General features: G+C 60.2%; 14 protein-coding genes. All 14 read left to right on the forward strand.

Features of this window, described 5'->3' with window-relative positions:
* Nucleotides 1-16 precede the first annotated feature (16 nt).
* The 14 genes from virB11 to ACNR9O_RS17185 all read left to right on the forward strand — a co-directional run bounded on the left by virB11 (nt 17) and on the right by ACNR9O_RS17185 (nt 13,128).
* Nucleotides 17-1,054 carry a P-type DNA transfer ATPase VirB11 gene (gene virB11 / locus ACNR9O_RS17120; RefSeq protein ID WP_473686630.1) on the forward strand — a complete coding sequence of 346 codons (1,038 nt, stop codon included), beginning with the start codon at nt 17-19 and terminating at the stop codon, nt 1,052-1,054.
* Between the two features lie 11 nt (nt 1,055-1,065).
* The gene (locus ACNR9O_RS17125) at nt 1,066-2,019 is read left to right on the forward strand and encodes a lytic transglycosylase domain-containing protein (RefSeq protein WP_473686628.1); all 954 of its coding nucleotides are present in this window, start codon (nt 1,066-1,068) and stop codon (nt 2,017-2,019) included.
* A 278-nt stretch (nt 2,020-2,297) separates the two neighbouring features.
* Entirely contained in the window at nt 2,298-2,633 is a 336-nt protein-coding gene (locus ACNR9O_RS17130) for a TrbC/VirB2 family protein (RefSeq protein ID WP_473700810.1), read from the forward strand.
* Entirely contained in the window at nt 2,626-2,934 is a 309-nt protein-coding gene (locus ACNR9O_RS17135) for a VirB3 family type IV secretion system protein (RefSeq protein WP_473686624.1), read from the forward strand. The genes ACNR9O_RS17130 and ACNR9O_RS17135 overlap by 8 nt, the downstream gene beginning before the upstream one ends.
* 57 nt (nt 2,935-2,991) lie before the next feature.
* The gene (locus ACNR9O_RS17140; RefSeq protein ID WP_473686622.1) at nt 2,992-5,469 is read left to right on the forward strand and encodes a VirB4 family type IV secretion/conjugal transfer ATPase; all 2,478 of its coding nucleotides are present in this window, start codon (nt 2,992-2,994) and stop codon (nt 5,467-5,469) included.
* A gap of 30 nt (nt 5,470-5,499) precedes the next feature.
* Entirely contained in the window at nt 5,500-6,261 is a 762-nt protein-coding gene (locus tag ACNR9O_RS17145) for a hypothetical protein (RefSeq protein WP_473686620.1), read from the forward strand.
* A gap of 58 nt (nt 6,262-6,319) precedes the next feature.
* Nucleotides 6,320-7,459, forward strand: coding sequence for a TrbL/VirB6 family protein (locus tag ACNR9O_RS17150; RefSeq protein WP_473686618.1), 1,140 nt, complete (start codon nt 6,320-6,322; stop codon nt 7,457-7,459).
* 10 nt (nt 7,460-7,469) lie between these two features.
* Entirely contained in the window at nt 7,470-7,955 is a 486-nt protein-coding gene (locus ACNR9O_RS17155) for a DUF4189 domain-containing protein (protein ID WP_473700662.1), read from the forward strand.
* Between the two features lie 544 nt (nt 7,956-8,499).
* The gene (locus ACNR9O_RS17160; protein WP_473686614.1) at nt 8,500-8,805 is read left to right on the forward strand and encodes a hypothetical protein; all 306 of its coding nucleotides are present in this window, start codon (nt 8,500-8,502) and stop codon (nt 8,803-8,805) included.
* Nucleotides 8,806-8,822: 17 nt separating this feature from the next.
* Nucleotides 8,823-9,953 (forward strand): XVIPCD domain-containing protein, encoded by a 1,131-nt coding sequence (locus ACNR9O_RS17165; RefSeq protein ID WP_473686612.1) that lies wholly within the window; start codon nt 8,823-8,825, stop codon nt 9,951-9,953.
* Between the two features lie 48 nt (nt 9,954-10,001).
* Nucleotides 10,002-10,433, forward strand: coding sequence for a hypothetical protein (locus ACNR9O_RS17170; protein ID WP_473686610.1), 432 nt, complete (start codon nt 10,002-10,004; stop codon nt 10,431-10,433).
* A 72-nt stretch (nt 10,434-10,505) separates the two neighbouring features.
* Nucleotides 10,506-10,925 (forward strand): hypothetical protein, encoded by a 420-nt coding sequence (locus tag ACNR9O_RS17175; RefSeq protein WP_473686608.1) that lies wholly within the window; start codon nt 10,506-10,508, stop codon nt 10,923-10,925.
* 311 nt (nt 10,926-11,236) lie between these two features.
* On the forward strand, nt 11,237-11,746 hold the full coding sequence (locus ACNR9O_RS17180) for a hypothetical protein (RefSeq protein ID WP_473686606.1): 510 nt from the start codon (nt 11,237-11,239) through the stop codon (nt 11,744-11,746).
* An 83-nt stretch (nt 11,747-11,829) separates the two neighbouring features.
* Entirely contained in the window at nt 11,830-13,128 is a 1,299-nt protein-coding gene (locus tag ACNR9O_RS17185) for an XVIPCD domain-containing protein (RefSeq protein ID WP_473686604.1), read from the forward strand.
* Nucleotides 13,129-13,141 lie beyond the last annotated feature (13 nt).

Below are 13,141 nucleotides of genomic sequence, written 5' to 3' on the forward strand. Positions count from 1 at the left end.
ACACGAAGAACAGGACATGGACGACGCCATTGCCCAAGTTTCCAATGACTTCCTCGATTACCAGTACGAAGTGCTGGGCATCAAGGAGTTCATGGCCTCGCCGGAGGTCACGGAGATCTGCATCAATAAGCCGGGCGAGATCTATCTGGAAAGCCGCGGAGGCTGGCGTCGGGTCGATGTCCCCACGCTGACCTTCGACCGCGCGCGCCAGTTCTGCACAGCGGTCGTCAATGAGAGCAACACCGGCCAGCGCATCACGGACGTCGATCCCGTGGTGTCGCTGACCTTCCCCACCGGCCAGCGCGCGCAGTTCGTGATTCCGCCAGCCTGCGACGCCGGCAAGATTTCCATCACAATCCGCCTGCCTTCCAAGCAGACCAAGACACTGGCGCAGTACCAGGAAGACGGTTTCTTCGATCAGATCCTCGAAGACACCCGCGTCATCAGCGACGTGGACCGCGAACTGCTGGGGCTGCGCGCAGAGCGCCGTTATGCAGATTTCTTTCGCCAAGCGGTGCTCAACAAGAAGAATATCGTGGTTGCTGGCGCCACCGGCAGCGGCAAGACCACTTTCATGAAATCGCTGGTGCACCATATTCCGCACAACGAACGCCTAGTGACGATCGAGGACGCGCGCGAGCTTTTCCTCGACCAGCCAAACGTGGTGCACTTGCTCTATTCCAAAGGCGGCCAGAGCGCGAGCAACGTCACCGCCAAAAGCTGCATGGAAGCCTGCCTGCGCATGAAGCCGGACCGCATCATCCTGGCCGAGCTGCGCGGCGACGAATCGTTCTACTTCATTCGTAACTGCGCCTCCGGCCATCCCGGCTCGATCACCAGCTGCCACGCCGGCAGCACCGAGCAGACCTGGGATCAACTGGCACTGATGGTGAAGGCGTCGACCGAGGGTTCCGGCCTGGAGTTCGCCACCATCAAGCGCCTGCTGATGATGACCATCGATATCGTGGTGCATATCAAGGCACACGCTGGTCGGCGCTACATCACCGGCATCGACTTCAACCCTGCCCGCGGCATGGCCGCGGAAGCGGCCTGAGGAGACGACGCATGCTGCCGGGCTTAGAAATGATGGCTTGCCCGAACCTCGCCGTGCCGGCCGAGGTGATGCAACACGTTGTCAAGGTGGAATCAAGCCATAACCCCTTCGCCATCGGCGTCGTGGGTGGCCAGTTGGTGCGGCAGCCGCAGAATCTCGGCGAGGCCCTGGCCACGGTGCGGATGCTCGAAGAGAAGGGCTACAACTTCTCGGTGGGGCTGGCCCAAGTCAATCGCTCCAACCTGGGCAAGTACGGGCTCGATTCCTACGAAAAAGCCTTCGATGCCTGCACCAATCTCTCGGTCGGGGCCCGGATCCTGTCGCAGTGCTATGCCAGTTCCGGCAATGACTGGGGCAAGGCCTTCAGTTGCTACTACTCCGGCAATTTCGTGACTGGCTACCGTGACGGGTACGTCCAGAAGATCTACGATTCCATCAATCGCAGCATTCAGCTCGCCAGCAATGGGAGCGCTGCGATACCGCTGCAGCAGGCCATCGGACAGGCCGCCAACCGGACCGCACGGCAGATCGCCGGCGCGACCTCCGACGGCAGCGCTTACAGGGTAGCGATAAGGAGTGTCGCTTTGGATGCCGTCGCCAATTCGCTGGTTACGCCGGCCGTCGCCACGGCAGCCGGCCTGAATGTTCCGGCCGCCGAAGCTCAGGCGCAATTGCCGCGGGCTTCCGCAACCATGACCAATCCGACGCTCGTGCCCACCATGTCGGCCATGCAACAGTCCCCTCAGGGCGCCGTTGCCGCCGTGCAGTCAGCGCCCTCCGCCGGAAACACCAACGACATCTTCGTTCCGCAAGTACACGGGCCCAACGATCCGGTGAGTAGCGCCCCCGTGGCCACCGTGCCCGCCGTGGTTACGCCGCCTCCAGCGCAAGCGTTCCAGATACAGCGTCCCGGCGACCAGGCCGATTTACGTCAGGGAGGGCGTGACGATGCCTTTGTCTTCTGACGCGTTTCTTTTTCACCGGACTGGCCGTGCCGGCCCGGCATCTCATTCGCTTGCCTGGCCCACGAAGCCGGAAGCGAAGGCCTTCGGGCCACTCCAGCGTTCCGGACCAAAGGCCCGGGGCATTCGTCGTGACACGGGCGGCGTACCGAGTCGCTGCCTCTGACTCAGCAGCATGGCCGCACTGTTCTTGAACCAACACAAGGAAACCTCAGATGGATAAGAAACTGTACAACCCCAACGCTGCGACGCACTCCAAGAACATGTTTGCCTGGGCGGTCATGGGCCTCGTGCTGGCGGCCATGCTCACCCCGGGCTTTGCGCTTGCCGACGACTTCACCGAAACCGGCAAGAAAGTATGTGGCTTTTTCGACAACATCCACAGCATCTTGAACATGACTTCGCTCGCGGTTGTCACTGTGGCCGTCATCTTCTCCGGCTACCAGATCGCCTTCGCTCATAAGCGCATCGGTGACGTGGCCCCCGTCCTTCTAGGCGGCGTATTCATCGGCGCCGCTGGACAGGTTGCCAAGATGGTCATTGGTGATACCCCTGGATGTGGCGCCAGCGGCTCTCCGAGCACCATGATTCTGCACCTGCTGAATCACTATGCATAAAAACGCACTGTTCCGCGGTTGCACCCGCCCACCGATGTTCATGGGGGTGCCTTACATCCCCTTCTTCGTCGGTGCAGGCTCGGGCCTGCTGCTGTCGATGTACACCAACATGCTGTATCTGCTGACGATCCCGCCGGTGATCTTCGTCATGCGCCAGATGGCCAAGCGCGACGAGATGATCTTCCGCCTGTTGGGATTGCGCCTGCAGTTCCGCACCAAGGTGCGCAATCTGCAGCAGCACGAAGGCATGTGGGTGTTCACTCCCAACAGCTACCGCGAACAGCGATCGTCGAGCAAGTAATCGAGGGCCCTGGCCTTGTGCCAGGGCTTCCCTCGTTTCGAATGGAATCAAAGGCCCATGTTTACGCCAGACGCCCCCATCAGCGACTTCATCACGCTCTCCACCCACGTCTCGCCGACCGTGCTCAAGACGACGGGAGGCGATTTCATGATGGTGTGGCGGCTTGGCGGCCTCCCTTTCGTCGGCCGCGACGAGTGGGAGCTCGAACACCGGCACAATACCTTCAATCGCATGCTCCAGACGCTGCGCGCCCCGGACTTCGTCAATGTGGCCTTCTGGGTCCACGACGTGCGCCGACGGCGTCGACTGAAGGACCACAGCAAGTTCGATCAGGCGTTCAATCAGACCATGTCGGACGCCTACTACAACGCGCTGTCGACGCAGAAACTGATGCAGAACGAGCTGTACCTGACCATGGTCTACCGGCCGGTGGTCACGGGTAGGCGTTTCGTCGAGAAGTCCAGCGACCCTGTCCAGCTGGAAGCCGAACAGCGGCAAGCCATCTCCACCATCCAGGAACTGGCCGGCAACGTCGAAGCCGTGCTCAAGGACTATGCGCCTTATCGCCTGGGCATGTACGAGGCAAGCAACGGGATTGTCTTTTCCGAGGCGCTTGAGTTCTACGGCTACCTGCTGAATCGTATCGACGAGCCGGTACCGGTGCTGCAGGCGCCGGTCTACAACTACCTCCCGGTCAGCCGCCAGCGTTTCTCCAGCAAGACTGGCGACTTCGTGCTCACCACGCCGACCGGCATCAATCACTTCGGCGCCATCCTCAACTTCAAGGAATATCCGGACGGCACTTATCCGGGAATCCTCAACGGCTTGAAGTATCTCGACTTCGAGTATGTCATCACGCATTCCTTCAGCCCGATGGGCCGCCAGGATGCGCTCAAGGCGCTGGACCGCACCAAGGGCATGATGGTGTCGTCCGGCGACAAGGCCGTCAGCCAGATCGTAGAAATGGACCAGGCGATGGACCAGGTCGCGTCGGGCAACTTCGTGCTCGGTGAATACCATTTCATCATCGCGATCTACGCCCCGAGCCAGGAAGCCCTGTCGCAGCAGATTGCCACGACACGCGCGGAGCTTTCCAACGCCGGCTTCGTCACCGCCAAGGAAGACTTGGCGATCACGGCGTCCTTCTATTCGCAGTTCCCTGGCAACTGGAAGTACCGCACCCGTCTGGCCAACGTCAGCTCGCTGAACTTCCTCGGCCTCTCCCCGCTGCACAACTTCGCCAGCGGCAAGAAGGAAAACAATCCCTGGGGCGATTGCGTCACCACGCTGCAGACCACCAACGGTCAGCCCTACTACTTCAATTTCCACGCTACACACCCCGCCGAAAATTCGCTGGGTGAGAAGGCCATCGCCAACACCATGGTGATCGGCAAATCCGGTACGGGCAAGACGGCGCTGATTAACTTCCTGCTCAGTCAGGTGCAGAAGCTCAAGCCGACGCCGACGATCTTCTTTTTCGACAAGGACCGCGGCGCCGAGATCTTCGTGCGCGCCTGCGGCGGCAACTATCTGGCGCTGGAAAACGGCCAGCCTACCGGCTTCAACCCGTTCCAGTGCGAGCGCAACGAGGGGAACATCCAGTTCCTCGCCGACTTGATCAAGGTGCTAGCTGGCAAGAGTGTCTACAGCTCGCGCGAAGAAGAAGACATCTTCCGCGCGGTCGAAGCCATTCTCGACACCCCGATGCACCTGCGCACCATGACCAACTTCCAGAAGAGTCTGCCCAACATGGGCGATGACGGCCTCTTCGTGCGCATGCGCAAGTGGACCGCCGGCAACTCGCTGGGCTGGGTGTTCGACAATCCGGTCGACACGATCGACCTGACCAAAGCCAACATCATCGGCTTCGACTACACCGATGTCATCGACAATCCAGAAGTTCGCGCTCCGGTGATCAACTACCTGATCCACCGGCTGGAGGCGCTGATCGACGGCCGCCCGCTGATCTACGTGATGGACGAGTTCTGGAAGATTCTTGACGGCAAGGGTGGCCTCAAGGAATTCGCCAAGAACAAGCAAAAGACCATCCGTAAACAGAACGGTCTTGGCATCTTTGCGACGCAGAGCCCGGAGGATGCGTTGGCCAGCGACATCGCCGCGGCGCTGATCGAACAGACTGCCACCATGATCCTGCTGCCCAATCCCAACGCCAGCCGCGAGGACTATATCGAAGGCCTCAAGCTGACCGAAGCGGAATACCAGGTGGTGGTCAGCCTCGACGAGCGCTCGCGCTGCTTCCTGGTGAAGCAGGGCCACGGCTCCTCGGTCTGCCAATTGAATCTGCGGGGCATGGACGACGCGCTGGCGGTGATCTCAGCTTCCACGGACAACATCGAGATCATGCACGAGCTCATGCGAGAGCGCGCGACCGCCGAAGGGGTCACTGTGGACGATCTGCGGCCGGAGCAATGGCTGGCGACCTTCTACGAGAACCGCAAGGGTAGCGGCAAGGGTCGCCCCTCCGCGTCCTCGAACGCCGCGGCACGCTCCACCAGCCGCCCCGCTGCCATCTGACACTCAACTCAAGTCATGGAGAACGACACCATGAAGACCAACGCTCGCACGCTCAAGACCATCTCCCTGCGTCGCCTCGGTCGCCTGGGCGCCATCGCGCTGGCGCTAGGCTTGGCCGCTCCCATCGCGCACGCGGACTGGAATGTAGTGGACAAGGACGCCAACGATAAATTGAACGATATAAAGAGCAAGCTGGGCGATATGTACAACCAGCAGCGGATCGGCGGCTACGTGAAGCTTGGGGATATCGTTCCGGACCCGGATAAGATGGTCAAAAAGCAAGACACCAGCCAGGGTCAGGAGCAGTGCAACAGCCGGCCGGAGAAACAGCAATCCGTCTGCCAAGAAATTATTCAGACGCAGAATGCGCAGATATCGTATATGGCCACCATGTACGACTACGCCAAGAAACGCGATGAGCAGCTGCGAGCCATCCAAGACGAGCGCAGCAAAATTGGCTCGGACGACCTGGGAAAGCTTGAGGACAACACGAACAAGCTACTCGCTCTGAATACCCAGCTATCGATTGACCGGCAGCAGTTACTTGCTGCGATGTATGCATTCGACACGCGCCTAAAGTACCTGCAGGCCCAACAGACTCAGATGGCGCAAAGCGCTACGAATGGCGGCTCTGCCGACAAAGGCAACGGCGCACAACTGGGCGGTGTCAATGTCGGTGACATCGTGGGCGCGGTGGCATCGGGCGTCGTGCTCAAAGGTGCGCTTACCGTCATCAAGTCCTCGACGCCTGACGGCATGAAAACCCTTGGCATCGGAAAAAGCGATCTTTGACGGACATGGGTAATGCACGGACATTGCCAAACATTTGCTTCACTAAGGAAGGTGCTCCATGGTCGGCATGATCAGCAGCGTTCTTGATTCTGGCGTAGCCGGTTTTGCCGGGCCGACAGGCGACGCCACGAACTTTGTTTTCTTTCAGATCATCAACGATTTCCTTCGCGACGAAATCGACATCTTTCAATGGAACCTGCTGCAGCGCTCGACCATGCTGGTTGGCAGCGTCGCGCTGCTGCTCATGACCATCTGGATCATGTTCCAGGGCTACCGGATCGTCACCGGCCAGTCCCGCGAGCCGATGATGGCGCTGGTCGGCGATTCGCTTCGCGGTGTACTGATCATTGGCCTGGCCACCAGCATGGCTGCCGGCTCCTCCCAGTTGTACTGGACGCTCAGCGACGGCCTGGCCGGATCCATCGCCAGCTATGTGACAGGCGACAACAAGAGCCCATTCGATTCGATCGACAAGAACCTTGCGACCATGCAGCTGGCCCTGTCGACCATCAGCGCGCTGGATACTGGTGGTGACGCGGCGACTGACACTGCCAAGGATCGAGCCATGTGGTTTACCGGCATAGGCATCGCCGGCCCCGGCGTTATCGCCGGATCCATGCTTTTGCTCAACAAGATCGCCCTCGCCCTTTTCATCGGGTTTGGTCCATTCTTCATTCTGTGCTTGATGTTCCCGCAGACGAAGTCGCTATTCAGCAAATGGCTGCTATACGGCATAGGAACGATATTTTCCTTGGGGGTCCTGTCGGTCATGGTCACGTTGGCGATGCGCATGATCGCTGCGGTCAGCGTTGCATTCATTGCCAAGTACTACAGCACTCTTGCGCTGACCGGCGCTGCCGCAACTGAAGGTATCAACAGCATGGCATTGCAGCAGGGCGGCCTCGGCCTGGTGCTGTCGACGTTGATTGTCATGGCACCACCAATCGCCGCCACGTTCTTCCAGGGCACACTGGCACAGTTCTCTGCTTACTCGCCGTTCGGCAATATTGGAGCCCAGCAAGCGAATCGCCAGCCACCTGGTACCCCGGGATCCCAGGCAGCCCCGCCTATGAATACCGGCTCCAGCACGGATAGCCCAAACAAAGCAAACACAAATGCTGTCTTTGCCAGCCAATCAGCTTCCGCGGCGATACAGAACATCAACCAGCCGCACAAAGACGAGATTCGCAAGACCTAGAGTGAGCACTATGAAGCGCATCCTTCTCTTCTGCCTTGTTTGTCATGCGCCACTAGCGTGGTCTCAGTGCGCACCCGGCATTCCATCGGCAGGAAACCCTTCCTGCATCCCGCCAAATGCACCGGGCTCTCCCTATTACCAGCAAGGGGGACAGCAAGCACCTCAGCCTAAAGTGCAATGGGCGGACCGATGGGGCGCCATCGCTATTGATAGCGAAACTGGTAACGCGGGCACAGTTACTGCCTATCCCAGCAAGTCGGCCGCTGAAAATGCAGCACTGAACGATTGCGCGAAGAATGGAGCAAAGAACTGCACCCTCCGCAAGGTGTACTACAACCAGTGTGCGGCCGTGGCTTGGGGTACTGGATACAACACTACCGCGAGCGCCGGGAGCAAAGAAGATGCAGAAGCAAATGCTCTAGCCAGCTGTAAAACGGCCGTTTCGGACTGCAAAATCGTGTATAGCGACTGCAGTTACCCGGAACGAATGAACTGAATTCGATCGTTTTGCTGCAAAACCACGTAGGACATTTGCCCAAGCGCCATCAGAGGCACGGACGTCATATTCAGCCTGGTCTATCACGATCAATGTGTGTCGGTAGCTTGGGGTGAAAACACCAGAATTACGGCGAGGGCGTCACCGTTCCACTGGGTAAGTCCTTAGCTCCCAAATTAATCCAGCGATGTTCCGACACCTGAACTGGCAAGGATCTAGCAATTTCAGCTATCTGGAACGGGTAAATCAATCCGGCGCGGAAGTCTACGTACGGGGCTTAACGTTAACCTGGAGCTCCTCGGCGTTGCCAACCACTCTTCATACCAGTTATGCCAGTAATTGAAGGAGCGTTGTAGTGAGGAGAAAAGCATCTTTTCTAGCCGTCTCGGCACTGACTTTCACGCTTGCCGCATGCAATGCACAAAATCAGGCATCGTCGAATCCTGGTGCACTCCCTACCACCTCCACTACTGCAGCCTCAAAGGTTCCAGCCATTGCGTCATCGTGCCCAGCACAGGACTTCGACAAATTCCTGAGCGCGTTCATGAATGAGCCGCAGATGCAGAAGACCCAAATTGTCCTACCGCTGCAAAGCGAAGCCGTGGACCCCAACGCCGAACCGGAGCCAAGGCCGGTCACCAAAATGCTAGCTGAGGCGGACCTACAGTTCCCGCTGATGCCCTCCTCTCAGCAACAAGCAAAGGACGGGCTGCAGCTAAGCACGGTCGCTACGGATTCCGTCCACATGGAAGTCAAGCTGGTCAAGCCTGATACCGACTATCAGTTGATGTTCTTCTTTCAGAACGATGGATGCTGGAAGTTGTACCGGATCAGGAACGATTCGCTTTAAACGCAGGAGCACTAGCAATGTCATACCAGGACGTGATGAATACCATCCTGCCGAAGCAGGGCAATCATTCGGCCCACATCACTGGCCATTACGGCGAGCATCGCGCCAATGGCCCTCACGGCGGCTCGGACTTCAATTACCAAGGCGGCCAGCAGGGTGCGAACCTCGAACATCCTACCGTGCATACCCCGGTTGCCGGCGTGGTGACCTTTGCTGGCGGGCAGTACGGCACGATCAAGATCCGTGACGCCGACGGAAACAGTCACGAGATATTGCATACACAGAGTCAGTCGGTGGTTATCGGTCAACGGCTCGAAGCGGGAGACGCCATAGGCACCATGGGCGGACGCGGCCCCAATGGCGCGACTCAATACGCGCAGCACGTGCATTATCAGATGAAGGACGCGCAAGGACATCCGGTCAATCCGGAAACATATTGGGCCCAACATACCCATGATGCCCCGGCCCATTCGACGCCATCCATCGCCCATCCACACCTGTCGCATGCTTCCTCCGATGGGATCTTGCACCGAGGCGATCAGGGACAAGCCGTGCGTAACATGCAGCGCGAGCTTGCCCAGCTAGGCTATCGAGGACTGGATGGCGAGCACCTCAAGGACGATGGAAAGTTTGGTCCCAGCACCGTCCTTGCCGTGGAAACCTTTCAGCACGACCAAGGATTGAAGGTCGACGGCATCGCCGGCCCGGAAACTCTAAAAGCACTGGAGCAAGTCCAAGGGCGCGCTCAGCCTTCAAAAGCACCACAGCTCAATGACGCCGCACATCCAGATCACGCTATGTACCGTCAAGCGCTGGCTGGTGTCCATGCGCTGGACATCCAGCATGGTCGTACCCCTGATGTTCGCAGCGAACAGTTAGCCGCAGCGTTGACAGTATCCGCGCGGCAGGCGGGACTCCATAGGATCGACTCGGTTGCACTTGACGCTGACGCAAAGCACGTTTTCGCAGCACAGGGGCCGCTCGACTCGCCACTGAAGCGCGTGGCCAGCGTACCAACCATGGCCGCACTCGAGACGCCAGTGTCACACAGCAGCCAGCAATGGGAGCAGGTAACGCAGCAGACCTCGATCGAGCATGGACAGCGTCGCCAGCAAGCACAGCAACAACCTCACATCCATGCCATGTGAGTGACGGACATGCGAATTCCTTGGCACAGTCACCCCGCTCCCAGATTATTGCTGACATTGTTAATCGTTGGCGTCGGCCTGCCCTTTTCCGGATACGCAAGCGACAATGAAGACAAAGTCGCCACCCAGATCGCCGACAGCTGGCTCGGCCACGACGCCAGCGAATTGTTGACTCAGTGGCCCGTCGATAAGGGTTACCGCACCTACGAGCTGGACAGCTCGAACGAGACCGCCTATTCGTTCAATTTCGGCATCGATGCCTACTCTTACAGCCACGATGTCTACGACGGCCAGCAGATGGTCGGCCCCAACGTCATCCAGCAGAACTACCACGAAGAAGTCGTCAACGTGCCGAAGCAGGATCACTGCTTCATCACGTTCTACGCCAACGCGGACGGCATCATCGCCCGCTACGAGTACAGCGGCGTCAAATGCCGCCCCTATCTGAAAAGCTGGGGCCGACCGAAGGGCAAGTCCTGAGCCGGCATGTAGCTTGGGGCATCCATCAAGCGCGAAGAGGGAAGATATATGTCATCGAGGAAGATCACCTGGTTGTTCGCGGCCATCGCAATGACTCTGGCACTGGTGCCCGCGGTCCATGCACAGAACGTGCGGCACGGCACCATCGTCGAGCTGACCCCGATCGAAAATCGCGGCGCCGACGAGACCGACACCACCAAGACGAAGCGGAAAATCGGCGGCTTTCTCGGCCAGGTGGCCGGCAGCGCGCTCACCATCAAAGGCGGCGTAGCTGGTGCCGCCGTAGGCGGAGTCGCGCCACAGGTCGGGGAGAACGCCGCCGCCAAGATCGGCGACCAGGGGCCATCCGCCCACTACATGGTCAAGCTGAAACTGGACACCGGCAAGGTCGTGTCCACGACCCAGCGCCGTGAGGACATCCAGGGGCTCAGCGCCGGAAGCCGCGTCAGCGTGACCGGCACCGGCGGAGACATCCAGCTCCATGCGGAATAACACGGTGAGCCGGCAGGCGATCACTTCGACTGGACGCTTGGAACCGGTGCCGAGCACCCACTGAGGCCAAGCGACTCCAACCGGCAACCTGCTGCAATCCTAGTTATCGAGGAGTTTCCATGAGGCATAGAGCATCGCCGCTGATCGCCGCCATGACGGCGCTGGCACTCGTCGCGTGCAACGGCGCTCCGTCGGCATCGAATCAGCCAGCCCCCACCGGCGCGAGCACGCCCCCTGCCTCCGCAAGCACTACGGCACCGCCGGCTGCAGCCCATTCCGCCGCTTCGGCCCCTGCTCCCCAAGGATCCACCATGGATGATCTGAACGCCTTCGCCACTAACGGCGCCCGCATCATGGACACGCTCACGGGCGACCTCAACAACGACGGGCGCCCGGACGCCCTGCTGGTACTCGATCCGCCCGCCGACAGCTCGCAGAAGCTGGGCGAAGGGGCGCCGCGCACGGTGCTTCTGCTGATCCGCGGCGAGGACGGCAAGCTCCACCAGGCGGCCAGCAATCAGAAGGTCGTGCCGTGCGCTACCTGCGGCGGCGTGTCCGGCGATCCCTACGGCTTCGTGCAGCTGGAGCCCGGCCAGTTCACCGTACGCAACGGCGGCGGCGGCCGCGAGCGGTGGAGCGACGAATTCACCTTCAAGTATTCGGCCGACCGCAAAGACTGGCTGCTGGCCAAAGCCACACGCAGCGTCACCGACCAGGACAGCGACAAGCACAAGTCGCTCGAACTCACGCCGAAGGATTTCGGCGATATCGCTTTCAAGGACTTCGACCCGGCGAAACTGCCCGAGGCCGAATTGCCCTGAAAACATGCGCGCCACGAAGGCGGCATGACCGGAAAGACATGGAATGAAGTCGCCCTTAAAAAAGCCAACCAGGAGTTGTAACCATGGCTATGGATCGAGAAGCACAGGTATTGAGCGCCGCAGTCGCGGCAGGCATCACCTCGCCCCGCGAGCTGGCGAATTTCATGGCGCAGGTCACCCATGAATCGCACGGATTGAACCGCCTCGAGGAAGGCTTCCGTTACACCAAGAACGTCGAACAGATTCCCGTGCAATCCGCCTGGCGCCACGGCCGCGCCGAGCTGGAAACGGCACGCAAGGAAGCCCTGCAGGGCAAGCCGGAGCACCTGGCCGAGCTGATGTACGGCGGCCGCAACGGCAACAACGAACCCGGCGATGGCTTCAAGTATCACGGTCGCGGCTATATCCAGCTTACCGGCAAGGACAACTACCGCGCCGCGGGCGAAGCCTTGCACCTGGATCTGGTCAAGCATCCGGAACTCGCGTCCGAGCCCGAGAATGCCGCCAAGATCGCGGTGTGGTACTGGGAGAACCGCGTTCCCGAGAAAGCACACGAAGACGTTCGCGCCGCGACCCGCGCCGTCAACGGCAAGCTCAATGGCCTGGAGGATCGCGAGAAGCGCTTCGCCGACTGGGAGAAGAAGCTCACGCCGGAAGTGATGCAGCGCCTCGAAAAAGGCCAGGTCGGCGTACCGCACTCGCCGTCCGGCCCTGCGCATCCGAAGAACGAGCACGCCGCCGGCGGCACCTCGCTGCGCGAAAAGGATCAGGGCCTAGGCGTACGCGAGCTGCAGGACAAGTTGCACGCACTCGGCTATGACGGCAAGAGTCCGCCGCTGAAGGCCGATGGCCATTTCGGCCCGAATACCAGGCAGGCCATCGAGGCCTTCCAGCGCGATCACAAGCTGGTCGCCGATGGCGTGGCCGGCCCGCAGACACTGGCCGCGATCGACCGTCAGCTCAAGGAACACCAGACCCAGCGCACCGGCCAGCAGCTCGGCGATGCGGCGCATCCCTCGCACGGCGTGTTTCAGCAAGCGCTTGATGGCATGCAGAAGATCGATGCCGCTCACCAGCGCACGCCCGACCAGCTCAGCCAGAACGCTGCCGCTTCGCTGGTCGTCGCGGCCAACCGCGCGGGGCTGAGCCGCATCGATCACGTGCTGATGAGCGAGGACGGAAGTCGCCTCTATGCCGTGCAAGGCGATCTGAACTCGCCGCTCAAGCGCATGGCGGACGTGCCGACGCAGCAGGCGGTCAACACCACGGTTGAACAAAGCAGCCGCGAGCTGGCGCAGGTCGGCCAGCCACACACCGTGGGCACGACGCCGCAGCAGGCGCATGAAGCACAACAGACCCACGGAGCTGCGCAGCAAAGGTAATCACTCGCCTTGG

It is taken from the genome of Dyella sp. CR10 (assembly GCF_055814425.1).

What these genes read in the sequence shown, in the direction of transcription:
- ACNR9O_RS17160 (WP_473686614.1), top strand. Translation starts at nt 8,500, where the DNA reads ATGAATGAGCCGCAGATGCAGAAGACCCAAATTGTCCTACCGCTGCAA.
- ACNR9O_RS17135 (WP_473686624.1), top strand. Translation starts at nt 2,626, where the DNA reads ATGCATAAAAACGCACTGTTCCGCGGTTGCACCCGCCCACCGATGTTC.
- ACNR9O_RS17155 (WP_473700662.1), top strand. Translation starts at nt 7,470, where the DNA reads ATGAAGCGCATCCTTCTCTTCTGCCTTGTTTGTCATGCGCCACTAGCG.
- ACNR9O_RS17145 (WP_473686620.1), top strand. Translation starts at nt 5,500, where the DNA reads ATGAAGACCAACGCTCGCACGCTCAAGACCATCTCCCTGCGTCGCCTC.
- ACNR9O_RS17130 (WP_473700810.1), top strand. Translation starts at nt 2,298, where the DNA reads ATGGGCCTCGTGCTGGCGGCCATGCTCACCCCGGGCTTTGCGCTTGCC.
- ACNR9O_RS17150 (WP_473686618.1), top strand. Translation starts at nt 6,320, where the DNA reads ATGGTCGGCATGATCAGCAGCGTTCTTGATTCTGGCGTAGCCGGTTTT.
- ACNR9O_RS17165 (WP_473686612.1), top strand. Translation starts at nt 8,823, where the DNA reads ATGTCATACCAGGACGTGATGAATACCATCCTGCCGAAGCAGGGCAAT.
- ACNR9O_RS17140 (WP_473686622.1), top strand. Translation starts at nt 2,992, where the DNA reads ATGTTTACGCCAGACGCCCCCATCAGCGACTTCATCACGCTCTCCACC.
- ACNR9O_RS17185 (WP_473686604.1), top strand. Translation starts at nt 11,830, where the DNA reads ATGGCTATGGATCGAGAAGCACAGGTATTGAGCGCCGCAGTCGCGGCA.
- ACNR9O_RS17180 (WP_473686606.1), top strand. Translation starts at nt 11,237, where the DNA reads ATGGATGATCTGAACGCCTTCGCCACTAACGGCGCCCGCATCATGGAC.
- ACNR9O_RS17125 (WP_473686628.1), top strand. Translation starts at nt 1,066, where the DNA reads ATGCTGCCGGGCTTAGAAATGATGGCTTGCCCGAACCTCGCCGTGCCG.
- virB11 (WP_473686630.1), top strand. Translation starts at nt 17, where the DNA reads ATGGACGACGCCATTGCCCAAGTTTCCAATGACTTCCTCGATTACCAG.